The 21,543-nt window shown below is 64.7% G+C and carries 21 protein-coding genes; 14 read left to right on the top strand and 7 right to left on the bottom strand.

The features are described from left to right. Positions 1-135 precede the first annotated feature (135 nt). Together E1B25_RS16235 and E1B25_RS16230 are read right to left on the bottom strand one after the other, a co-directional pair. Positions 136-1,878 (bottom strand): heparinase II/III family protein, encoded by a 1,743-nt coding sequence (locus tag E1B25_RS16235; RefSeq protein WP_132830570.1) that lies wholly within the window; start codon positions 1,876-1,878, stop codon positions 136-138. An 81-nt stretch (positions 1,879-1,959) separates the two neighbouring features. Further along, complete coding sequence (locus E1B25_RS16230; protein WP_132830569.1) at positions 1,960-3,225, bottom strand: RsmB/NOP family class I SAM-dependent RNA methyltransferase; 1,266 nt, start codon at positions 3,223-3,225, stop codon at positions 1,960-1,962. Positions 3,226-3,311: 86 nt separating this feature from the next. Between E1B25_RS16230 and E1B25_RS16225 the strand changes: the two genes are divergently transcribed. Next, positions 3,312-3,518, top strand: a complete 207-nt coding sequence (locus tag E1B25_RS16225; RefSeq protein WP_132830568.1) for a DUF1674 domain-containing protein — start codon at positions 3,312-3,314, stop codon at positions 3,516-3,518. 255 nt (positions 3,519-3,773) lie between these two features. On the opposite strand, the gene dapB is transcribed toward E1B25_RS16225, so the two are convergent. Continuing rightward, a complete protein-coding gene (gene dapB, locus E1B25_RS16220; protein WP_132830567.1) occupies positions 3,774-4,583 on the bottom strand; it encodes a 4-hydroxy-tetrahydrodipicolinate reductase in 810 nt (269 codons plus the stop codon). Between the two features lie 90 nt (positions 4,584-4,673). Between dapB and rbfA the strand changes: the two genes are divergently transcribed. The 10 genes from rbfA (at position 4,674) to E1B25_RS16170 (ending at position 13,539) form a co-directional block, all read left to right on the top strand. After that, entirely contained in the window at positions 4,674-5,066 is a 393-nt protein-coding gene (gene rbfA, locus E1B25_RS16215; protein WP_132830566.1) for a 30S ribosome-binding factor RbfA, read from the top strand. Then, a complete protein-coding gene (locus E1B25_RS16210) occupies positions 5,063-5,800 on the top strand; it encodes a phosphodiester glycosidase family protein (RefSeq protein WP_132830565.1) in 738 nt (245 codons plus the stop codon). The genes rbfA and E1B25_RS16210 overlap by 4 nt, the downstream gene beginning before the upstream one ends. Before the next feature lie 88 nt (positions 5,801-5,888). Further along, positions 5,889-6,794 (top strand): tRNA pseudouridine(55) synthase TruB, encoded by a 906-nt coding sequence (truB, locus tag E1B25_RS16205; protein WP_132830564.1) that lies wholly within the window; start codon positions 5,889-5,891, stop codon positions 6,792-6,794. Between the two features lie 185 nt (positions 6,795-6,979). Further along, positions 6,980-7,351, top strand: a complete 372-nt coding sequence (locus E1B25_RS16200; RefSeq protein ID WP_132830563.1) for a DsrE family protein — start codon at positions 6,980-6,982, stop codon at positions 7,349-7,351. A 110-nt stretch (positions 7,352-7,461) separates the two neighbouring features. Beyond that, a complete protein-coding gene (locus E1B25_RS16195; protein WP_132830562.1) occupies positions 7,462-7,983 on the top strand; it encodes a DUF1643 domain-containing protein in 522 nt (173 codons plus the stop codon). A gap of 80 nt (positions 7,984-8,063) precedes the next feature. Continuing rightward, complete coding sequence (locus E1B25_RS16190) at positions 8,064-9,239, top strand: calcium-binding protein (RefSeq protein ID WP_132830561.1); 1,176 nt, start codon at positions 8,064-8,066, stop codon at positions 9,237-9,239. Positions 9,240-9,448: 209 nt separating this feature from the next. Then, positions 9,449-9,718 (top strand): 30S ribosomal protein S15, encoded by a 270-nt coding sequence (rpsO, locus tag E1B25_RS16185; RefSeq protein ID WP_132830560.1) that lies wholly within the window; start codon positions 9,449-9,451, stop codon positions 9,716-9,718. 59 nt (positions 9,719-9,777) lie between these two features. Continuing rightward, on the top strand, positions 9,778-10,404 hold the full coding sequence (locus E1B25_RS16180) for a DUF2239 family protein (protein WP_206338566.1): 627 nt from the start codon (positions 9,778-9,780) through the stop codon (positions 10,402-10,404). Positions 10,405-10,594: 190 nt separating this feature from the next. Then, on the top strand, positions 10,595-12,736 hold the full coding sequence (gene pnp / locus E1B25_RS16175) for a polyribonucleotide nucleotidyltransferase (protein ID WP_132830558.1): 2,142 nt from the start codon (positions 10,595-10,597) through the stop codon (positions 12,734-12,736). Positions 12,737-12,819: 83 nt separating this feature from the next. Beyond that, positions 12,820-13,539 carry a glycosyltransferase family 25 protein gene (locus tag E1B25_RS16170; RefSeq protein ID WP_132830557.1) on the top strand — a complete coding sequence of 240 codons (720 nt, stop codon included), beginning with the start codon at positions 12,820-12,822 and terminating at the stop codon, positions 13,537-13,539. Here E1B25_RS16170 and E1B25_RS16165 read toward each other — a convergent pair. Beyond that, on the bottom strand, positions 13,536-14,189 hold the full coding sequence (locus tag E1B25_RS16165; RefSeq protein WP_132830556.1) for a peroxiredoxin: 654 nt from the start codon (positions 14,187-14,189) through the stop codon (positions 13,536-13,538). The genes E1B25_RS16170 and E1B25_RS16165 overlap by 4 nt on opposite strands. A 187-nt stretch (positions 14,190-14,376) precedes the next feature. Between E1B25_RS16165 and E1B25_RS16160 the strand changes: the two genes are divergently transcribed. Beyond that, the gene (locus E1B25_RS16160) at positions 14,377-15,816 is read left to right on the top strand and encodes an aldehyde dehydrogenase family protein (RefSeq protein ID WP_132830555.1); all 1,440 of its coding nucleotides are present in this window, start codon (positions 14,377-14,379) and stop codon (positions 15,814-15,816) included. A 163-nt stretch (positions 15,817-15,979) separates the two neighbouring features. Further along, complete coding sequence (locus E1B25_RS16155; RefSeq protein ID WP_132830554.1) at positions 15,980-16,825, top strand: alpha-1,2-fucosyltransferase; 846 nt, start codon at positions 15,980-15,982, stop codon at positions 16,823-16,825. A 21-nt stretch (positions 16,826-16,846) separates the two neighbouring features. Here E1B25_RS16155 and E1B25_RS16150 read toward each other — a convergent pair whose 3' ends face one another. Then, positions 16,847-17,491 carry a pseudouridine synthase gene (locus E1B25_RS16150; RefSeq protein WP_132830553.1) on the bottom strand — a complete coding sequence of 215 codons (645 nt, stop codon included), beginning with the start codon at positions 17,489-17,491 and terminating at the stop codon, positions 16,847-16,849. Positions 17,492-17,609: 118 nt separating this feature from the next. Between E1B25_RS16150 and E1B25_RS16145 the strand changes: the two genes are divergently transcribed. After that, the gene (locus E1B25_RS16145; RefSeq protein WP_132830611.1) at positions 17,610-18,020 is read left to right on the top strand and encodes a nuclear transport factor 2 family protein; all 411 of its coding nucleotides are present in this window, start codon (positions 17,610-17,612) and stop codon (positions 18,018-18,020) included. 6 nt (positions 18,021-18,026) lie between these two features. On the opposite strand, the gene rarD is transcribed toward E1B25_RS16145, so the two are convergent. Beyond that, entirely contained in the window at positions 18,027-18,944 is a 918-nt protein-coding gene (rarD, locus tag E1B25_RS16140) for an EamA family transporter RarD (protein ID WP_132830552.1), read from the bottom strand. A 118-nt stretch (positions 18,945-19,062) separates the two neighbouring features. Further along, a complete protein-coding gene (locus tag E1B25_RS16135) occupies positions 19,063-21,510 on the bottom strand; it encodes a GcvT family protein (protein ID WP_132830551.1) in 2,448 nt (815 codons plus the stop codon). Positions 21,511-21,543 lie beyond the last annotated feature (33 nt).

Here is a 21,543-nt window from a genome sequence, read left to right as displayed (position 1 = left end):
CCTTGGAGGCCTGCTGGAAAGGAGTATTCAGCAGCTCAGCGCCCCCTGATGCCTGCAACTGTCGCCCATCGAAGCACCGTCTTTGACACAGAGAGGGACGGGCATGGGACCGAAAAACCCAAGCTCAGGAAAACCCTAACTCGGGAAATCGGGCTCATCCCGGTGCAGATCGCGCACCGCAACCGCAGTGTCCTGCGCCTTGCTCAGGGTCCAGCGCACGCGGGTGCGATAGTCCAGCGCGCGACCCGACAGAACGATCTGCTTGCTGGCACGCGGTTTCAACCGGCCCTTTTCAAGATAGACGCTGGGTTGCAGCGACAGCGAGTCGCCGCCATCGTGGCGAAACACCCAGATCTCGCCGGATTTCAACGCCATCGAAACTGCCGCCCCGCCCAGATCCAGCGCCGCGTCGACCTCGGGGTGCAGGTGCAGGCGGATGTCGAACCCGACCCCCGACAGCACAGTGGCATCCATCGCCTTGTCAAAGCGGCGCTTGTCGGCATCCTCGACCGCCAGCAGCATATCCTCGCCCGCCAGCCCGCGGCCATCGAACGTGAGGTCAAGACTGCGTGCATGGGTCAGGCCGAATGTGCGCAGATAGCCGTCGTGGCCACCCTGAAACCGGATGCCATCGCTCATCTGCGCGATCTCGATCGGCACCCGGCGCGGCCCTTCGATCAGCGCCTCGCGCCCCGAGCCACGCGCCGGATCGCTTAGCCGGGCGCTGGAATAGCCATCAAGGCAAAGCGTGGAATGCGAAGGAGTCGCCCGCCCGGCCCGGCGCCATTCGACCCCGAAAGAGGCCCCCGAGCCGCAATTGACCACCAAAGGCCGCCGCCCCGAGGTCAGCTCGAACGCCAAGGTCGAGGCATGTGCGTTGAACGAGGCCGCCCCGCTTGGCGGCGGGCTAGCATCAACGATCACGCTGGAGCGCCCGCCGGTAAGGCGCGCATAGCCCATCGCCAGCCCTTCGGGATGTCCCGGCCTGACCTGAGAAGCCGCCAGCGCGTGATCAAGCCGCCCTTCAAGCCCACGACCCCCGCCATGAAACCGCGCCAACCCGCCATCGGCATGGCGCAGCGTGCGCAGGGTCGGCGCGATGCGCTCGATCGCCTCCTGATGCGGCCCCGGTACGCCGCGCCCGGCATCGTGCAGCACCGCCGCCGCCCAGGTCAGCAGGGTAAAGACTTCCAACAGCTCTTCGGGATTGCGGGTGGGCAGCCCCCCTTGGGCGTCGATCTGCGTGGCGCATTCGCGGGACAAGGCCTTGACCGCCGGATCGGCCAGCTCTTCGCGCCCCTGCAGCGACAGCCCGGCATAGATCAACCCGGTCAGCGCCTCGAATCGCGGCAGGCCGGGTGCGGCGCCAGACCAGCGTTTCGACAGGAACCAGCTTTGCGCCGATAGCGCGCGATAGAACGCCTCACTCGCCGCCTTGTCCTGTCCGCGCAGCAGAAACAGCGCGTGGTTGATCCAGCGGATCACCCGCCGTCCGGCCAGATCCGGGGTCCAGCCCGGCCCCGTGCCGCCGCCATGCGTCTCGATCCAGCCCCAAAGCCACGCCTGTGCCTTTTGCCTAGCCGCCATGTCGCCCACCGCCGCCAGATCGTCGAGCCAGGCAAACCCGTGGCGCTCGGCATCAAAGGCGGCATTGGGGGCGCTCACATCCCAAAGCGCGGTGTCACGTGATTCGATCAGGTAGCCGGCGAACAGCAGGTTGCCCGCAGTCAACTGCCGACCCCGGGCAAAAGAGCCGATTGTACGCGGCTCGGGCTGCGACACGAATCCGGTCGCAGCGCGCTGCCGTCTGCTCTGCCGGGCGTACCACCGGTTGAGCAGCCGTGTGCGGCGGTTGGCAAATGTGTCAGGACTGGACATGCGCTCTGCCTCTTACGCTCTCTGGCGTTTCCAGCAGATGATAGCGTCCAACCCCTCACGAGTCACCGACGAAACCGCCGGTCAGGCAGCTTTGCGCAGGCAGGCGATATAAAATCCATCCATACCGCCCAGTTCAGGCCAGTAATCCGGGCGCAGACGCAGCCCGCCCTCTTCGGTGATCCAGGCCGGATCCACCCCCGGCAAAGCCAGCGCGTCGCGGTCGATGGCCACGCCTTCCAGAATGTCCAACGCCTCTTCAACCTGCACCTCGCCCTCGTCGGGCAACAGCGAACAGGTACAATAGACCAGCCGCCCGCCGGGTTTGAGTAGGGACCAGGCATGCGCCAACATATGCGCCTGCAATTCGATCAACATCCCGAATTCGGCCCCGTCCTTGGCCTGTGGCAGATCGGGGTGGCGGCGGATCGTGCCGGTGGCGGAACAGGGCGCATCCAGCAGGATGGCATCATATTGGCCCTCCTGCTCCAACGCGTCGCCGGTGACGACCTGCGCCACAAGCCCGGTACGCGCCAGATTTTCGCGCAGACGATTCAGGCGGGCGTCCGAGATGTCCAGCGCCACCACATCGGCCCCGGCGGCGGCCAGTTGCAGGGTCTTGCCCCCCGGTGCGGCGCAGAGATCCAGCACCTTTTCCCCCGGCTGCGCGGCCAGCACCCGCGCGGGCAGCGCGGCGGCGGCGTCCTGCACCCACCAGGTGCCGTCCGCGTATCCCGGCAACGCCGTAACCTGCCCCGGCACGTCCAGCCGCAGCGATCCGGTGGGCAGCAGGCGCGCCCCCGGCAGCGTGACCTCGGCCCCCGGACGCGGCGTGATATCCAGCGGTGCGCCGGCAAAATGCACGGCCTCCATCGCCGCCATCGCCTCGGCGCCCCAGGCCTCGACCAGCGGTTTGCGCAGCCATTTCGGCAACCGCGGCACCCGCAGCCGGTTCCATTCCGTCGGTCCCTCGGCGGCGATCTTGCGCAGCACCGCGTTGACCATCCCCTTGAGATGCCCGTGCCGCCGGTGGCGTCCGATGATCTCGACCATCGCGTTCACCACCCCATGCGCCGCCGCGCCGCTGCACAGTTCGACCGTGCCCAGCCGCAGCGCATTCTGCACCGGCAGCGCCGGGGCCTTGCGCAGGTGTTTTTGCAACAAGCGGTCGGCGCGCTCCAACCCGCGCAGAGTGTCGGAGGCAAGCCGCTGCGCACGGGCACGGTCCGGGGGATCGAGCCGATCAAGCGCCCCTTCGGCAAGGCATTCGGACATCAGCCGCCCCTCGCCCAGAACCTGATCAAGCAGATAGATCGCGCTGCGCCGCGCTGCCGTTGCGCTATTGTCCATACTGATATGCCTATTCCACCGGGACGCCCGGCTTGTTCCCAGGCAACAGGGGCGTATATCACGGGTAGAGGACAAAGGAACCCGCGATGAGCGAGAACGACAGCCCAGACCACCCTGACGAGAAATCCGCCCTGCCCGCCGCAGCCCAGCGCGCCTTGGCCGAAGCCGAGGAGCGCCGCGAACAGGCCGAAGCCCGGATAGCCGCCCTGCCCAAGGAAATGGGCGGGCGCGACGGCCCCGAGCCTGTACGCTATGGCGATTGGGAGAAAAAGGGAATCGCGGTGGATTTCTGAGACCCCCGGCCTCGGCCCCATCGTCCCCCCCTGCGACGTATCTCCTACGACCCGGGGGCCAGCCTTGGAGGGCGCGCTTGCCCGGTCGGGCGGATCGCGATCTTGTGGCGGCTGCGCGTCGAACAGGTGCGAATCACCTTCGGCGGCGGGGCGATCCCCCACCGCGCAACGGCCTTGGCAGACGTCTTTGGAAGACGGTCCTAGGCGACGGGCCCAAAAGACGGACCCAAACGCCCCGGCAAAACCGACGCGGCGTTACAACCCCAGCACATCCACCATGTCGTATTCGCCGGGCCCCTTGCCCTGCCCCCAAAGCGCGGCCTTGAGCGCACCACGCGCAAAGATCGCCCGGTCGGTCGCCGCATGGCGCAGCACGATACGCTCGCCATCAGCGGCGAACAGAACCTCGTGTTCGCCCACGATATCGCCGCCCCGGATCGCGGAAAAGCCGATGTGCCCGCGTTCCCGCGCGCCGGTGATGCCATCGCGACCGCGGTCAGAGACATCTGCCAGATCGACGCCGCGCCCCTCGGCGGCGGCCTCGCCCAGCATCAGCGCGGTGCCCGAGGGCGCATCGACCTTGTGGCGGTGATGCGCCTCGATGACCTCGATGTCGAAATCCTCGTCCAGCGCGGCGGCCACCCGTTTTGTCAATTGCACCAACAGGTTGACGCCAAGGCTCATATTGCCGGCCCGGACGATCACCGCATGCCGTGCCGCCGGACCCAGCCGGGCGATCTGTTCCGGCGTCATACCCGTGGTGCCGATCACATGCACCGCACGGGCCTGCGCCGCCAGTGCCGCGAACTCCAGCGTTGCCTCGGGCGCGGTGAAATCGATGATCGCCTGGGCGCGGGCAATGACCTCCAGCGGCTGGTCGGTGACCGTCACGCCCAAGGGCGCGCCGCCCATCGCCTCGCCCACGTCGCGGCCAACCCAGGAATGACCGGCCTGCTCCACTGCGCCGACAAGATGCGCCTTGTCGCTGTCACTGATGGTTTTGATCAGCATCTGGCCCATGCGGCCCGATGCCCCGGTCACGACAATCCCCGGCGTCTGTGTCATGTGGCGTCCCTTTTGCTGCGATCCTGCGCTTTCTCCCTACCCGCTCAGGCACCGCTTGGCAAAGCCCCGTCAAAGCCCTAAATCGAAGTCATGGCAAAGAACAAATATCATGACTCCGGCCCCACGCAGCGACAGCTGCGCGTTGGCGAACTTATCCGGCGCACTCTGGCCGAGGTGCTGGCGCGCGGCGACATCCATGACCCGGACCTGAACCGGATGTCGATCACCGTGGGCGAGGTGCGCACCTCGCCCGATCTCAAGATCGCCACCGCCTATGTGCTGCCCCTGGGCGGCAAGGGGAAGGAAGAAGTGGTCAAACTGCTGGCCCGCCACAAGGGCGAGCTGCGCCACATCATCGGCAAGAAAGCCGGGCTGAAGTTCACCCCCGACCTGCGGTTCCAGCTGGATCAGACCTTTGATCAGATGGACGAAACCCGCCGGATGTTGTCGCAGGACGCGGTGCGCCGCGATCTGGAGGAGTGATCCGCGCCGCGCTGATCCTGTTGGCGGCCGTAATCGCCGCCCCGGCCAGCGCGGTTGAATGCGGCGACACCAGTTTCGAGGGCACCCGCTATACGATCTGCGAGGTCGATGCCGCGCAAGAGGACCTGCGCCTGTTCCTTGACGACGATCAGGGCAACCGGCTGGGCCAGTTCCCGGCGGTGGACGCAATGCTGGCCGCCGAGGGCAAGCGGCTGTCTTTCGCGATGAACGCGGGCATGTATCACGATGATCGTGCGCCGGTTGGCCATTATGTCGAAGACGGGCGCGAGCTGATGCGCGTGATTCCCAATGCCGGGCCGGGAAATTTCGGCCTGTTGCCGAATGGGGTCTTCTGCATCCGTCCGGACCGCGCCGACGTGATCGAAACCCAAGCCTTTCTTGATCGCAAACCAAAGTGCACCTACGCCACGCAATCGGGGCCGATGCTGGTGATCAACGGGGCGCTGCATCCCCGGTTCCTGCCGGACAGCAGTTCGCGTCATATCCGCAACGGGGTGGGAAGCAGTGCCGACGGCACGCGCGTGGTCTTCGTGCTGTCGCGCAACCTCGTCACCTTTCACGAGTTCGGGCGGCTGTTCCGCGATCACCTTGGCCTGCCACAGGCGCTGTATTTCGACGGCAATGTGTCGCGTCTTTATGCGCGACAGCTCGGGCGACATGATCGCGGCTTTGATCTGGGGCCCATCGTCGGCGTGGTCACCCCCGCCGAATAGCGGAAAGCGCCGCTTTTTCACCGCCACAAATTGACAGTGCGGGGGGGGTAGGCTACCCCGCCGCCCTTGAATCAAGAACAGGGACGACATGGCACGCAAACGCAAAGGGCGCGACATTTCCGGCTGGCTGGTGGTCGACAAGCCCGCCGGCCTCACCTCCACCTCGGTGGTCAACAAGGTGCGCTGGGCGCTGGAGGCGAAAAAGGCGGGCCACGCCGGCACGCTTGATCCCGAGGCAACCGGGGTGCTGGCCGTGGCGCTGGGCGAGGCGACCAAGACCGTTCCCCACATCACCGACGCGCTGAAGGCCTACAGCTTTACCGTGCGGCTGGGCCAGTCCACCAATACCGACGATGCCGAGGGGGAGGTCATCGCCGAAAGCGACACCCGCCCCAGCGACGATGAGATCAAGGCCGCGCTGGGCCAGTTCATCGGCGATATCATGCAGGTGCCGCCGAAGTATTCGGCCGTCAAGATCGACGGGCAGCGCGCCTATAAGCTGGCGCGCGACGGCGAGGAGTTCGAGGTCGAGGCCCGCCCGCTCTGGGTCGAGGAGCTGGTGATGACCGATCGCCCAGACCCCGATCATGTGGAGCTGGAAATGACCTGCGGCAAGGGCGGTTACGTGCGCGCCATCGCCCGCGATCTGGGCGCGGCGCTGGGCTGCTTTGGTCACGTGGTGCGCCTGCGGCGGGTCTGGTCCGGCCCGTTCGACGCCGAAGACGGGCTGAGCCTTGAGAAGATCGAAGAGCTGGCCAGAACCCCGGCGCTGGATGAATATGTCCGCCCACTGGAAGAGGGGCTGGCCGACCTTCCGCAGGTCAAATGCACAGCCGAGGGCGCGGCAAAACTGCGCAACGGCAACCCCGGCACGGTGCTGCCCTCCGATGTGGAATACGGCGACGAATGCTGGGCCTCTTTCGATGGGCGCGCGGTGGCGATCGGCCGCTACAAGGCCGGGCAGCTGCACCCCAGCCGGGTGTTCAACCTGTAATCCAAAGGCTGGCATCTTACCCCAAGATGGGCACCGTCCGGCCGCGCCCGCGGCCCGGGCGGTGCCGGGTCTATGGGGCACGCCAGCAGCGGGGGTGCGACACATTCGTACTTGCGAATTCATCTCATTGGCGTGACTGTCCCGTCCGGCGGCGGGGCCCCTCCCCGCGCCAAAAGGAGACTGACATGAAAACTGTGGATTTCGTTGCCACGCTGTTTGACGGCACCGCTAACCCCAACAAGATCACCGTTGCCTACACCATGGCGTTGAATGCGCTGAACAAGGGCCACAGCGCGATGGTTCTGCTGATGGTCGAGGCGGTAGAGCTGGGCAAACCCGGCATGCTGAACGCGATCGACATCGGCAAGCCGTTCCAGCCCGCCGGTGAGCTGCTGGAGCAGTTTCTGGCTGCCGGTGGTCGGATCGGCATCTGCGGCGCCTGCATGATCCACAACGGCTTTACCGCCGAGGACATGGCCCCCGAATATGAGATCATCACTGCCCCTGATGTGGTAGATCTTTTGATGGATGCCAAAGGCTCGCTGCAAATCACCTGAGGCCCGCGCGCCCCGGACCACGCACCGGCCAGTCCGGCAGGGTCCGGGTCCGCGCCCCTCGCGGCGGTTTGTGGTTTCCCCCGGCCCCGCGCCGCGTTAAATCCGTTTGCATGATTACCCGCAGCCATACCAAGGGCGACGCGCCCTCGACCGCCGTCTATTCCGATTGCGAACGCTATCGCTATAGCCTGACGCGGGTCTGGGACGCGGGCGGCAAACGGGCGCTGTTCGTGATGCTGAACCCGTCAACCGCGACCGAAGTCCAGAACGACCCGACGGTCGAACGCTGCGAACGGCGGGCGCGGACGCTGGGGTTTGGCGCGTTCCGGGTGACCAATATCTTTGCCTGGCGCGACACCGATCCGCGCGCGATGCGCCGCGCCGACGATCCTGTCGGGCCCGAGAATGACGCCGCGATTCTCGATGGTGTCGGTTGGGCCGACCGGGTGATTGCCGCCTGGGGCACCCATGGCGCGCATCTGGGCCGGGGTCCTGCGGTCGAGGCCTTGCTGCGCGGCACCGGCCAGCCGCTGTATCACCTTGGGCTGACCAAGGACGGGCATCCGAAACACCCGCTTTATATCGCCTATGCGCGCCAGCCCGAGCCCTGGGGGCCGGAAAGCACCTGTTAACCAGACAGGCCGGAATGCTTTGACCTGCGCCCGGCTTTGTGGCTGTTGGGGGCGTATCTTTTTCCCAGTGGAGCGGTAGCATGTTTTGGCCGGCGGGTTTGCTTGGCCTCGTTGCAGTTGGCGGCATGGCCTTGGCCGATATCTTTTCCGACGACAATGAATTTTCTGACGACGAGTCAGAGGCCGACCCGGATCTGCTCGACGCGCAAACCGATCCGATCCCGCCCGAAGACTGGCTGAACAACGCCACCGGCGATACGACGTGGGACACGACGGGCGACACGACGGCAGACGACGGCCTCGCTGAGGACCCGGGGCTTGAAACCGGCGGCGCGTCTGATGGGTTGATCCTTTCGGGGGGGCCGGGTGTCGACTTTCTCGCCGGTGGCGACGGGAACGATAGCTTGGACGGGGCCGCAGGGCCGGACCAGCTCAACGGTTATGGCGGCGACGACTGGCTTGACGGGGCGGCGGGGGATGATCAGCTGTTTGGCGAGGCTGGTGATGACACCCTGTATGGTGGTGGCGGCGCGGACCAGCTTCATGGCGGCTATGGTGCCGACAGCCTGTTTGGCGAGGCCGGGCAGGATCAGCTTTTTGGTCATGACGGGGCCGATCTGCTGGACGGGGGCGCCGGGGCCGACCGGATTGAGGGCGGGTTGGGCGACGATGTGCTCTGGGGCGGGGCGGGCGATGACTCGCTGCAAGGGGCCGAGGGCGATGATCTGATCGTGGGTGGTGCCGGGGTCGACACCCTTTTTGGCGGCTGGGGCGACGATACCCTGTCCGGGCTGGAACCGGGCGAAGGCCCCGACACCGCAAACCCAGTCGCCGGAACCGACACCGGACCCGATACCAGCGATGCGGACCCCGATGGGCTGGCGGGCAGCGATTTCCTGAATGCCGATTTTCTAAATGGCGGAGCGGGGGCCGACACCATCGTAACCGGGGCCGGCGACGTGGTGACGGCGGGCGAGGATGGCGACAGCATCGTGCTGGGCGATTGGATTCTGGACGGCGAAGCGGCAGAGCTGACGGATTACAACCCGGCCGAGGATCAGCTGACGCTGGTCTGGGACATGAAATCCGATCCCGACCCGGAAATCGAAGTGCTGGCCGACCCGCTGACGCCGGGGTTAAGCCATATTCTGGTGAACGGCGGCGAACTGGCGCATGTGTACAGCAGCGGGGCGATGTCGGCAGGCGATATCGAGCTGGTCGATTACGCCGATATGCCCGATTTGACCCCGACCTGATGGCGGTCTGAGGCCGGGCAGATCCCGGGCCAGACCCCGGCCCCCCGCCGCCGTGCCGATTTTCCTTTGCATCAACGGGGAATCCGCCTATACGCCTGCATCCGCTCCGGCAACGGGTTACCCCGCCCGGACCGGTGTTTCTCCATGGGCCTGTGCTGGACGACATCCCGGCCTGCGCCATCCACTCTAACCTTTTAAAGGAGACCCCGATGTCGATTACTGCTGAAGAAAAAACACGGCTGATGAAAGAATACGCGACCAAAGAGGGCGACACCGGTTCGCCCGAAGTTCAGGTCGCGATCCTCAGCTCGCGGATTGCCACCCTGACCGAGCACTTCAAGATCCACAAGAAGGACAACCACGGTCGCCGTGGCCTTCTGAAGATGGTGGCCCTGCGCCGCAAGCTGCTGGACTACCTGAAGGGCAAAGACGATGCCCGGTATCAGGACCTGATCAAGCGTCTGGGCCTGCGCCGCTAAGCGCAGCCGCAACGACGGATCAATTGGCCGCGTCCCCTTATCCGGGGCGCGGTTTTTCTTTGTCTAGAGGGCAGTTGCCTGCCGGGCCGCGCTCCAGACCCTGCACCGCGTTTTCCGGCACCTCGCGGATCGCCTCCGGCCCGCTGGCCGAGGTGGCGTTGGCGCTGAAATCGACCACATCGCCACAGGTTCAGGTGTTCGATGACAAGACCGGCGCGGTGATCGATCTGGATCTGCGCGGCAGCGCGGCCGAGATCACAGCCCGGTTGTCCCCCGCCCCCGCCCCCGGACCCGCCCCCGATCCTGATCCTGACGCCGCCCAAGATCCCGCCCCGCAGAAACCCCGCCGCGGTCGACCCAAACTGGGCGTAGTCGCGCGCGAGGTCACGCTGTTGCCGCGCCACTGGGACTGGCTGGCGGCACAGCCCGGCGGCGCCTCTGCTGCGCTGCGCCGGCTGGTCGAGGCCGCCCGCCGACAAGACGGCGGCGCCACCGAGGCCCGCGCGGCGCGCGAAGCCTGCTATCGCTTCCTCTCGGCTATGGCGGGGGATCTGCCCGGTTTCGAAGAGGCCGCCCGCGCCCTCTTTGCCGACGACATGGCGACGTTTACTGCTCGGCTTTCAACTTGGCCCGACGACATCCGCGCCTATGCCCGTCAGTTGGCCGCCGAACCCGCCACACCCTGACCGCTCAAGCCACCCCCACCCGCATCAATCCTTTCAATGTGCAGCATTCTCCTGTATGCGGCCTGCATCTGAGACCGTGTGCCCGGACCCCGGCGCGCGACATGAAGATCAACAGGGGTCGGCGGCAATGGGGCCGCCACACAAACGGGAGACCCGGAAGGCCGGGAGTGCTCCCTAACAGGATACGATGATGTTTAACGTGACAACGAAATCAATCGAGTGGGGCGAAGACACCCTTACTCTCGAAACGGGCAAGATTGCCCGTCAGGCCGACGGCTCGGTCATCGCGACGCTGGGTGAAACCCGCGTGATGGCCAACGTGACCTTCGCCAAAGAACCCAAGCCCGGGCAGGATTTCTTTCCGCTGACCGTGCATTACCAGGAAAAATACTATGCCGCCGGCAAAGTGCCTGGTGGCTTTTTCAAGCGCGAGGCGCGTCCGACCGAGAAAGAGACGCTGACCGCGCGTCTGATCGACCGGCCGATCCGTCCGCTGTTCGTCCCCGGCTTCAAACATGAAGTGCTGGTGATGTGCACCGTGCTGAGCCACGATCTGGTCAACGACCCCGACGTCGTGGCGATGATCGCCGCAAGCGCCGCGCTGACCGTGTCTGGCGTGCCCTTCATGGGGCCGATCGCAGGCTGTCGCGTGGGTTATGTGGATGGCGAATACATCCTCAACCCAGAAGTCGAAGACATGCACAACCTGCGCAACAACCCCGAGCAGCGGCTCGATCTGGTGGTTGCCGGGACCAAAGACGCCGTGATGATGGTCGAATCCGAAGCTTATGAGCTGTCGGAAGCCGAAATGCTGGGCGCCGTCACCTTTGCCCACGAGCAGATTCAGCCGGTGATCGACCTGATCATTGATTTGGCCGAAGACGCGGCAAAAGAGCCGTTCGACTTCACCCCGCCGAATTACTCTGCTTTGTTTGACGCCGCCAAGGCTGCGGGCGAAGACAAGATGCGTGCGGCCTATGCCATCACCGACAAGCAGGCACGTCAGAATGCTGTCTCGGCCGCCAAAGACGCGATTCGCGCCACGCTGAGCGAAGAGCAACTGGCAGACCAGAACCTCGGTGCCGCGCTGAAAAAGCTCGAATCGACGGTTCTGCGTTCCGACGTGGTCAAGAACGGCCGCCGGATCGACGGCCGCGCGCTGGATCAGGTTCGCCCGATCGTGTGCGAAAACGGGCTGCTGCCGCGCACCCATGGGTCGGCGCTGTTCACCCGTGGCGAAACCCAGGCGCTGGTCGTGACCACGCTGGGCACCGGCGATGACGAACAGTTCATCGACGCGCTGCACGGCAACTTCAAATCGAACTTCATGCTGCACTATAACTTCCCGCCCTATTCGGTCGGCGAAGTGGGCCGCGTGAGTGGCCCGGGCCGTCGCGAGATCGGCCATGGCAAGCTGGCGTGGCGCGCGTTGCAGGCGGTTCTGCCGGCCTCGACCGACTTCCCCTACACCCTGCGCCTCGTGTCCGAGATCACCGAATCGAACGGCTCGTCCTCGATGGCGTCGGTCTGCGGTGGCTCGCTGTCGATGATGGATGCGGGCGTTCCGCTGAAATCCGCTGTGGCCGGTGTGGCCATGGGTCTCATTCTGGAAGACGACGGCTCCTATGCGGTGCTGACCGACATTCTGGGCGACGAGGATCACCTCGGCGACATGGACTTCAAGGTCGCAGGCACCGAAGAGGGTATCACCTCGCTGCAGATGGACATCAAGATTGCCGGCATCACGCCGGAAATCATGGAAAAGGCGCTGGCACAGGCCAAAGAAGGCCGGATGCACATCCTTGGCGAGATGAACAAGTCGCTTTCTGGCGCGGCTGACTTCTCGGTCCACGCGCCGCGCATCGAGACCATGCAGATCCCCACCGACAAGATCCGTGAAGTGATCGGGTCCGGCGGCAAGGTGATCCGCGAGATCGTCGAAGTGTCGGGTGCCAAGGTCGACATCAACGACGATGGCATCATCAAGATTGCCTCGGCGAACGGCGATGCCATCCAAAAGGCCTATGACATGATCTATTCGATCGTGGCAGAGCCGGAAGAAGGCAAAGTCTATAAGGGCAAGGTCGTGAAGATCGTCGATTTCGGCGCCTTCGTGAACTTCTTCGGCAAGCGCGACGGCCTCGTGCACGTCAGCCAGATCGAAAACCGCCGCCTGAACCATCCTTCCGACGTGCTGAAGGAAGGCCAGGAGGTTTGGGTCAAGCTGCTCGGCTTTGACGATCGCGGCAAGGTGCGCCTGTCGATGAAAATCGTCGATCAAGAGACCGGCGAAGAAGTCGATCCCGAAAAGAAAGACGAAGCCGCGGACTGATTCGCAGCTCTCTGACCAGACTGAAAGCCCCGGTAGAAATGCCGGGGCTTTTTCGTTGCCGATGACAGGGGTATGACAGATCCATGCACGCGCTGATCATCCATATGTCCAGCAGCACCGCCCGGCGACCGAATGCCGAGGCCCTGTTGCGCACCCTGCCCGACCCGATGCTGATCGAGGCGGTCGACGGGCGCGATCCGGCGCAGGTCACCGGCGTGATGATTCGGCCCGGAGATGCCTTTTCCCCGGCCTATCCCTTTGCGCTCGCGCCCGGTGAGATTGGCTGTTTCCTCAGCCACCGACGCTGTTGGCGGCGTATTCTGGCCGAGGGTTGGGACCATGCCCTGATCGTCGAGGACGACCTCGCCATCGACCCGGCCCGGTTCACCGCTGCGCTGGACCTGATCGCGGACCATGTCACGCCCGACAGCTATATCCGCCTGCCGGTGAAACCACGCGAACGGGCGGCGCAAATCCTAGGGCACCGCGACGGGCTGGATCTGATCTTGCCCCGTAAGATCGGCTTGCAGACCGTGGCACAGGTGGTCGGGCGCGGCGCAGCGGCACGCCTGCTGGACGCGACGCAGATCCTCGACCGGCCGGTGGATACCCTGCTGCAGATGCACTGGGTCACCGGTCAGCCGATCCACAGCCTGACAGGCAGCGGCGTGCGCGAACTCACGGCGGATCTGGGGGGGTCGACCATCCAAAAGAAAACCCGCGCCAGCGGCAAGCTGGCGCGGGAAATCAAACGGGCCGTCTATCGGGCGCGGGTTGCCCTGCGCCCACAGCGACCGGCTTAGGCCGGGTTTTTGGCAAAGCGCAGATACGGCAGCTTCTTGTCCAGTTTCCCGAACTTGGCCTCGGCGGCGGCGTCGTCCAGCGCCAGCCCCACGATCACGTCCTGACCCGCGGTCCAGTTGGCCGGGGTGGCCAGCGGCTGCTTGTAGGTGCGTTGCAGACCGTCAAGCGCGCGCAGCACCTCGGCAAAGTTGCGGCCCACCGTCATCGGGTAGATCATCATCAACTGAATTTTCTTGTCCGGGCTGACGATAAAGACCGAGCGGACAGAGGCGCTGTCAGCCGCGGTCTTGCCATCGGGCAGATAGGCGTCGGCGGGCAGCATGTCGAACAGCTTGGACACTTTCAGATCGGTGTCGGCGATGATCGGAAAGCTGGCCTTGGCACCGGAGAAGCCTTCGATGTCGGACTTCCATTTCACGTGCTCGGCGGCGCTGTCCACCGACAGGCCGATCACCTTGGTGCCGCGCTTGGCCCATTCGTCGGCCAATTGCGACACGGCGCCGAATTCGGTGGTGCAAACCGGGGTAAAGTCGGCCGGGTGCGAAAACAGGATGGCCCAGCTGTCGCCGATCCAGTCGTGAAAGGTGATTTCGCCCTGGTCGGTTTCGGCGGTGAAATTCGGGACGATATCGTTGATACGCAGGCCCATATGTCTACTCCTGATGATGAAATTTGGCTTTGTGTTCCGTGGATTCTGTCGCGCGTCGACAGGAATGTAGTATCTTGAATGCGCCGTTGCATCCCCTGACTTGTTCCCAATCGGAAGCAATGACACATTGACGCGGAATCCCTGACCGCAGGGTCAGGGAAAACCCTCGGGTTGGGAGAGACCGGACATGATCGAGAAACGTGAATTTTACATCAACGGCCAATGGGTCGCCCCGTCACAGGCGCACGATTACGAGGTGATCGACCCCTCGACCGAAGAGCCCTGCGCGGTGATTTCGCTGGGGAGCGATGCCGATACCGACGCCGCCGTCGCGGCCGCCAAGGCGGCGCTGCCGGGCTGGATGGCAACCCCGGTCGAAGCGCGGATCGCGCTGGTCGAAAAGCTGCTCGAAATCTACATGACCCGGGGCGAAGAGCTGGCACAGGCGATGTCGGTCGCCATGGGCGCACCAATCGAGATGGCCCGCACCCAGCAGGTCGGCGCCGGGGCCTATCACCTGAAAAACTTCATCCGCGCCGCCAAGGCGTTTGAATTCGACCGCCCGCTTAGCGATCGCGCCCCCAACGACCGCATCATCTATGAGGCGGTTGGCGTTGCCGCGTTGATCACGCCGTGGAACTGGCCGATGAACCAGGTCACGCTCAAATTCGGGGCCGCCGCCATCGCTGGCTGCACCATGGTGCTGAAACCGTCGGAAGAAAGCCCGCTGGACGCCATGGTCTTTGCCCAGTTGATCCACGAGGCCGGCTTCCCCGCCGGCGTCTTCAACCTGGTCAATGGCGACGGCATGGGCGTCGGCACTCGCCTCACCGGGCATCCGGATGTGGACATGATCAGCTTTACCGGCTCGTCCCGTGCCGGAATCGCGATCTCCAAGAACGCCGCCGATACGCTGAAAAAAGTCCATCTGGAGCTGGGCGGCAAGGGCGCCAACGTGATCTTTGCCGATGCCGACGACAAGGCGGTGAAACGCGGCGTGCTGCATATGATGAACAACACCGGCCAATCCTGCAACGCGCCGTCGCGGATGATGGTGCAGGCAGAAATCTATGACCAAGCGGTCGAGATCGCCGCCGAAACCGCCGCCAAGATCACCGTCGGCAGCGCCCATGACGAGGGCCGCCATATCGGCCCCGTCGTCAACAAGGCGCAGTGGGACAAGATTCAGGGGTTGATCGAAAAGGGCATCGCCGAAGGCGCCCGTGTGGTCTCCGGAGGCCCCGGCCGACCGGAAAACTTCAACAAGGGCTATTACGTGCGCCCGACGATCTTTGCCGATGTGACCCCGGACATGACCATCGCGCGGGAAGAAATTTTCGGCCCCGTGCTGTCGATCATGAAGTTCGAGACCGAGGAAGAGGCGGTCAGGATCGCCAATGATACCGACTATGGTCTCACCAACTATGTTCAGACCCAAGATGGGGCCCGCGCCAACCGCATGGCCCGCGTCCTGCGCTCTGGCATGGTCGAGATGAACGGCACCTCGCGCGCGCCGGGCTCGCCCTTTGGCGGCATGAAGAAATCCGGCAACGGACGCGAAGGCGGCATCTTCGGGATCGAGGATTTCCTCGAAATCAAGGCCGTCAGCGGCTGGACCCCGTCCTAAGATCCAAGCCAAAGACCCAGCGCGAAAGGCCGCCCCACCCGGGCGGCCTTTCTTTTTGGGTGTGGGGTCGCCCCCTCCGCCAAGGGCAAGATCCGCGCGTTTCGCGCTGGCCCCGATGTGGCCCGATAAGCTATGTCCGGGGCAACCACGGGGGCAACCGCCAATGATCATCACCCGCCTGCATGGCCGCCTAGGCAACCAGATGTTCCAATATGCTGCCGCCTGCGGTCTGGCTGCGCGATTGGGCGTGCCGGTGGCGCTGGACGAGCGCGGCGCGCTGCGGCGGGGCGAAGGGGTGCTGACCCGCGTCTTTGATTTGCCGCTGGTCCCGCCCGATGCGCTGCCGCCGGACCGCACCGAGCGCCCCGTTCCCTATGCGTTTTGGCGGCTATTCGGACGCAGCCCGCGCTTTCGCCGCGAACGGGGCCTTGGGTACAATCCGGCGTTCGAGACTTGGGGCGATGACAGCTATCTGCATGGCTATTGGCAAAGCGAACGTTATTTCAACCAAATCGCCGAACAGATCCGCCGCGCCTTCACCTTTCCCGCCGCGTTCTCGACCCAGAACGCCGAGATGGCCGCGCGCATCGGTGAGGGCCTTGCCATCTCGCTGCATGTGCGACGCGGCGACTACCTCACATTCAACGCGCACACGGTCTGCGACGAGACCTATTACGCCAAGGCGCTCGAGCGTCTGCTCGACGGGCTTTCCGGCACGCCCACGGTGTTTGTGTTTTCCGACGATCCGGACTGGGCAAAAGAGAACCTGCCGCTGCCGGTGGAAAAGGTGGTGGTCGATTTCAACGGGCCAGAGGCGGATTTCGAGGATATGCGCCTGATGTCGCTGTGTCGGCACAACATCATCGGCAACTCCTCGTTTTCCTGGTGGGCGGCCTGGCTGAACGCCCACGACGACAAACGCGTGGCCGGCCCGGTGCAATGGTTCGGCGATCCCAAGCTGAACAACCCCGATATCCTACCACCAGATTGGCTCCGGATCACCTCCTGAGCCTGCTAGGGTCTGGCTCCCTCAGAACGGGGCCTTGGCCCGCAGCTTGAGCGAGACGCCGCCCTCGGGGTTCTTGATCCGAAGCTCCTCAGAATGCAGCATCAGACGGGGAAACTCCCCCGCCGCGCCCTCGGCATAAAGCGGGTCACCCAGAATCGGATGGCCCAGTGCCAGCATATGCACCCGCAACTGGTGGGTGCGCCCGGTCCTGGGATACAGGCGAACGCGGGTTTCATTCTCCCGGTATTTCGCCACTTTCCACTCGGTTATCGCCCGCTTGCCCGTCTCGTGGCAGACCTTTTGCAGTGGCCGGTTGGGCCAGTCGACGATCAGCGGCAGATTGACAGTGCCCTGTTTCGGCTCCAGTTGCCCCCAAAGACGCGCCACATAGGTCTTTTTCGCGGTCCGGGTTTCAAACTGCATCGACAGGTTGCGCTGCGCATAGGGCGTCAGGGCAAAGAGGATCACGCCCGAGGTGTCCCGGTCCAGCCGGTGCACCACCAGCGCATCGGGAAAGGCGGCCTGCACCCGGCTCGACAGGCAATCGGCCAGATGTTCGCCCCGCCCCGGCACCGAGAGCAGGCCGGCGGGTTTGTTGACGGCAACAAGTTGGGCATCCTCATACAGGAATTCCAGCGGGTCGGTGGGGGGATCATAGTCGCTCATCCCCCGGGTCGTAGCGAAACCCGCCCCGACGTCAAGCTTGCCGCAGCGCGCCGCCGCAACCAATCTAGCTGCAACCAGAGATGAGGAGCCCGAAATGAGCACAGAACTGCACCCCGACATGCACCCGACGATCGCGCAGGCGCTGGACATCGTCGCCTCGGGCGATCACGAGCGGATCGCACAGATTCTGGCCGAAAATGTACGGTTCCTGCCGCCGACCTATTGGGCGACATGGACCGGGCGCGAACCGGTGGCCGCCGTACTGGGCCATGTCGGTCAGGTGTTTTCCGATTTCCGCTATCGCCGGGTGATGGGCGCTGGGGTCGACTGGGCGCTGGAATTCCAGTGTAAGGTCGGAGATCTGGACGCCGTGGGGGTGGATCTGATCACCCTGAACGCGGAGGGGTTGATCGAGACCTTCGAGGTGGTGATGCGCCCGCTCAAAACCGTCGCCGCCCTGCGCGAGGCGATGAATGCCCGGGTGATGAAAGACCCGCGGTTCCTGAAATTCCGCGAGGCCCTGAGCTAGGCGCCCTCAGCCCTTGCGGCGGCTCTGCGCTTGGCGGAGCAACGCCCCGGTATAGATTGCCAGCGCCAGCCAGATCATCGGAAAGGCGATCATCCGCGCCTGCCCCATTGGCTCGTCGAACAGGAACACGGCGATCAGAAAGATCATGGTCGGTGTGATGTATTGCAGGATGCCAATGGTCGACAGCCTGAGCAGCTTGGCCCCATTGGCATAGGTGATCAGCGGCACCGCCGTGATGACACCGGTGCCCAGCAACAACGCAGTGTCGATCGTGGCCCCGCCGAAATGCCCGGCCCCGCTGGCGGACAGCCAGATGATACAACCTAGCGCCGGCGGCGTGAGGATCAACACCTCAAGCAGAAACCCCTGATTCGGCCCCACCGGCAGGGATTTCTTGAAAAAGGCATAGAACCCCCAACTGAACGTCAGCCCGACCGCCGCCCAGGGCATGCGATCGGCCTGCACCGTGAGAATCATCACCGCCACCGCCGCCAATGCGATGGCGGCGATCTGCGCCCGGTTCAGCCGTTCGCGCAGAAACACCGCGCCAAGAAACACGCTGAACAACGGGTTGATGTAATAGCCCAGCGCCGCGTCCAGCGTATGGCCCGTGGTGATCGCCCAGACATAGATGCCCCAGTTGATCGAGACCAGCGTGGCGGTCAGACAGGCCTGCGCCAGCGTCTTGGGATGGGCCAACGCGCGGCGCAGATCCCCGGTGCGCCCCAGCACGATCAGCAACACGCCCGCCAGCGGCACCGACCAGATCACCCGATGCGCCACCACCTCGATCGGGGAGATATGGCTCAGCTGTTTCATATACAGCGGCATCACCCCCCACATCAGATAGGCCGCCAGCGCAAAGGCAAAGCCCCGCGCGCTGTCGGTGTTTTCCGGTTTGCTGGGGTCTGTTTTCGACGGCATCGCGGGGCTCCCTGTCTGGCCTCAGCCTTAGGTCAGCCTCCGAGGCGGCGCAATGGGGGCCAAATGCTTCCCGGATCACACGCCCGACGCAGCGGGCGCGTGAAAGGGCGCTGCGCGCTCAGGCCCGCACCCGCTCTGACTTGGGGTCATACATCGGTTTCATCGAAGCCTCGGCCCGCACACGGGTGCCCGCGACGTCAATTTCGTAAGCCGAGGCCAGAACCTGCTGCGCCGTTTCGCCGGTGCAGGGGACATAGCCCATCCCGATGGCACCGCCGAGGTGATGGCCATAGGCGCCGGAGCTGAGGTATCCGACGATCTGACCGTCGCGCAGGATCGGTTCGTTGTGATAGAGCAGCGGCTCGGGGTCGCTCAGGCGGAATTGCAGCAACCGCCGTTCCAGCCCGGTCTCGCGCTTGCGCAGCACCGCGTCGCGGCCAATGAAGGCGGGCTTGTCGGTCTTGACGGCAAATCCCAGACCCGCTTCCAGCACGTGATCCTCGCAGGTGATGTCATGGCCGAAATGGCGGAACGCCTTTTCGATCCGGGCACAGTCCATCATGTGCATGCCGCACAGCTTCAGCCCCATCCCCTCGCCCGCCTGCCACAGCGTTTCAAAGGCATGGGCGGCCATATCGGCACTGACATAGATCTCCCACCCCAGTTCGCCCACGTAGGAGACGCGATGCGCGCGGGCAAGGCCAAGGCCCAGCTCGATCTCTTGCGCGGTGCCGAACGGGTTGGTGGCGTTGGAAAAGTCATTGGGCGACACCGCCTGCATCAGCTTGCGCGCGTTCGGCCCCATCACCGCCAGCACCGCCTCGCCCGCTGTCACGTCGATGATCACGGCGCGGTGGGCCCCCATGTGACGGCGCAACCATGTCTCATCCGCCAGCCGGGTCGCGGCGGGGGTGACGATAAGATAGGCGGTCTCGGACAGACGGGTCACGGTCACGTCGGCCTCAATCCCGCCGCGCGCGTTGAGGAACTGGGTATAGACGATCTTGCCCACGGGCACCGACATGTCGGCACCGCAGACATGGTTGAGAAAGGCTTCGGCCTCTGGCCCCTCGACGCGCAGTTTTCCGAAACTGGTCATGTCATACAGCCCGATATTGTTGCGCACGGCGGCCAGTTCCTGCGCCACGTTGTCAAAGAAGGTCTGCCGTTTCCACGAATAGGCGTACTCGGCTGTCTGGCCGGGCCGGGCGAACCAGTTGGCCCGCTCCCACCCGGCGGTTTCGCCGAACACCGCGCCGCGCACGTCCAGATGGGCGTGGAGGGGCGAGCGGCGCAGGCCGCGTGCGCTGGCCTTTTGCCGAAACGGGAAGTGATCGGCATAGAGCAGGCCCAGCGTTTCTGTGGCACGCTCGACCAGATAGCGTTTGTTGCCCTGAAACGGCTGCATCCGCGCGATATCCACATCGCCCAGATCAAAGGGTTTCTCGCCGTCCTGCATCCATTGCGCCAGCGCCATTCCGGCCCCGCCCGCCGACTGGATCCCGACCGAGTTGAACCCGGCGGCGACCCAGACATTGTCCATCTCGGGCGCCAGCCCAAGGTGATAGGCATCGTCGGGCGTAAAGCTTTCCGGTCCGTTGAAGAAGGTATGGATGCCCGCGTCGGCCAGCATCGGCATCCGCTTCACCGCCGCCTCTAGGATCGGCTCGAAGTGATCGAAATCTTCGGGCAGCTGGTCGAATTCAAAGCTGTCGGGGATGCCCGCCATGCCCCAAGGTTTGCTGACCGGCTCGAACGCGCCAAGCAGGATCTTGCCCGCGTCTTCCTTGTAATAGGCGCATTCATCCGGCACCCGCAGCACCGGCAGGCGGCTCAACCCCTTGATCGCCTCGGTCACGATGTAGAAATGTTCGCAGGCCTGCAGCGGCACGTTGGTGCCGGTCATCCGCCCGACCTGATGGCCCCACATGCCAGCGCAATTGACGATCATGTCACAAGTGATATGCGCGGCGCTGCCATCCTCGCCCTGCCAGTCCACGCCGGTGATGCGGCGGCCCTGCCGAGTGATCCCTGCGACCTTGACGCGTTCCTGCACGAGCGCGCCGCGCTGGCGCGCGCCCTTGGCCAAGGCCAGCGCGATATTGCTCGGGTCGCCCTGCCCGTCCTTGGGCAAATAGACGCCACCCAGAACCCCGTCGAGGTTCAGGTGCGCATAGCGCGCGCCAACCTCGTCTGGCGTGATCTCTTCGACCTCGACGCCAAAGGCGCGGGCCATCGCCGCCTGACGCCACAGCTCTTCACGCCGCGCCTCGGTCAAGGCGACGGTGATCGACCCCACCCGTTTGAACCCGGTGGCGACACCTGTCTCGCCCTCAAGCTCGCCGTAAAGCTCCTGACTGTATTTCGCCAGTTTGGTCATATTGGCGGTGGCGCGCAGCTGCGCGATCAGACCGGCGGCATGCCATGTGGTGCCCGAGGTCAGCTGTTTGCGCTCCAGCAAGACCACGTCCTGCCAGCCCAGTTTGCTCAGGTGATAGGCAACGGAACAGCCGACGACACCGCCGCCGATAATGACGACGCGGGCTTGGGTTGGAAGATCTGTCATGGGGCCTGTGTCCCTTTATGCGGTTGGGCGCCG

Origin of the sequence: Antarcticimicrobium sediminis, from assembly GCF_004348975.1 — a bacterium.
Classification (GTDB): domain Bacteria; phylum Pseudomonadota; class Alphaproteobacteria; order Rhodobacterales; family Rhodobacteraceae; genus Antarcticimicrobium; species Antarcticimicrobium sediminis.
Note: the sequence above shows the minus strand (reverse complement) of the source record. Positions and strands in the feature narration are given on the sequence as shown.

Bases quoted from the DNA above. Each gene is read 5' to 3' on its own strand.
- dapB (WP_132830567.1), bottom strand. From the start codon at position 4,583: ATGACACAGACGCCGGGGATTGTCGTGACCGGGGCATCGGGCCGCATG.
- E1B25_RS16190 (WP_132830561.1), top strand. From the start codon at position 8,064: ATGTTTTGGCCGGCGGGTTTGCTTGGCCTCGTTGCAGTTGGCGGCATG.
- pnp (WP_132830558.1), top strand. From the start codon at position 10,595: ATGTTTAACGTGACAACGAAATCAATCGAGTGGGGCGAAGACACCCTT.
- truB (WP_132830564.1), top strand. From the start codon at position 5,889: ATGGCACGCAAACGCAAAGGGCGCGACATTTCCGGCTGGCTGGTGGTC.
- rarD (WP_132830552.1), bottom strand. From the start codon at position 18,944: ATGCCGTCGAAAACAGACCCCAGCAAACCGGAAAACACCGACAGCGCG.
- E1B25_RS16230 (WP_132830569.1), bottom strand. From the start codon at position 3,225: ATGGACAATAGCGCAACGGCAGCGCGGCGCAGCGCGATCTATCTGCTT.
- rpsO (WP_132830560.1), top strand. From the start codon at position 9,449: ATGTCGATTACTGCTGAAGAAAAAACACGGCTGATGAAAGAATACGCG.
- E1B25_RS16160 (WP_132830555.1), top strand. From the start codon at position 14,377: ATGATCGAGAAACGTGAATTTTACATCAACGGCCAATGGGTCGCCCCG.
- E1B25_RS16145 (WP_132830611.1), top strand. From the start codon at position 17,610: ATGCACCCGACGATCGCGCAGGCGCTGGACATCGTCGCCTCGGGCGAT.
- E1B25_RS16135 (WP_132830551.1), bottom strand. From the start codon at position 21,510: ATGACAGATCTTCCAACCCAAGCCCGCGTCGTCATTATCGGCGGCGGT.
- E1B25_RS16170 (WP_132830557.1), top strand. From the start codon at position 12,820: ATGCACGCGCTGATCATCCATATGTCCAGCAGCACCGCCCGGCGACCG.
- E1B25_RS16155 (WP_132830554.1), top strand. From the start codon at position 15,980: ATGATCATCACCCGCCTGCATGGCCGCCTAGGCAACCAGATGTTCCAA.
- E1B25_RS16195 (WP_132830562.1), top strand. From the start codon at position 7,462: ATGATTACCCGCAGCCATACCAAGGGCGACGCGCCCTCGACCGCCGTC.
- E1B25_RS16165 (WP_132830556.1), bottom strand. From the start codon at position 14,189: ATGGGCCTGCGTATCAACGATATCGTCCCGAATTTCACCGCCGAAACC.
- E1B25_RS16225 (WP_132830568.1), top strand. From the start codon at position 3,312: ATGAGCGAGAACGACAGCCCAGACCACCCTGACGAGAAATCCGCCCTG.
- E1B25_RS16150 (WP_132830553.1), bottom strand. From the start codon at position 17,491: ATGAGCGACTATGATCCCCCCACCGACCCGCTGGAATTCCTGTATGAG.
- E1B25_RS16235 (WP_132830570.1), bottom strand. From the start codon at position 1,878: ATGTCCAGTCCTGACACATTTGCCAACCGCCGCACACGGCTGCTCAAC.
- rbfA (WP_132830566.1), top strand. From the start codon at position 4,674: ATGGCAAAGAACAAATATCATGACTCCGGCCCCACGCAGCGACAGCTG.
- E1B25_RS16200 (WP_132830563.1), top strand. From the start codon at position 6,980: ATGAAAACTGTGGATTTCGTTGCCACGCTGTTTGACGGCACCGCTAAC.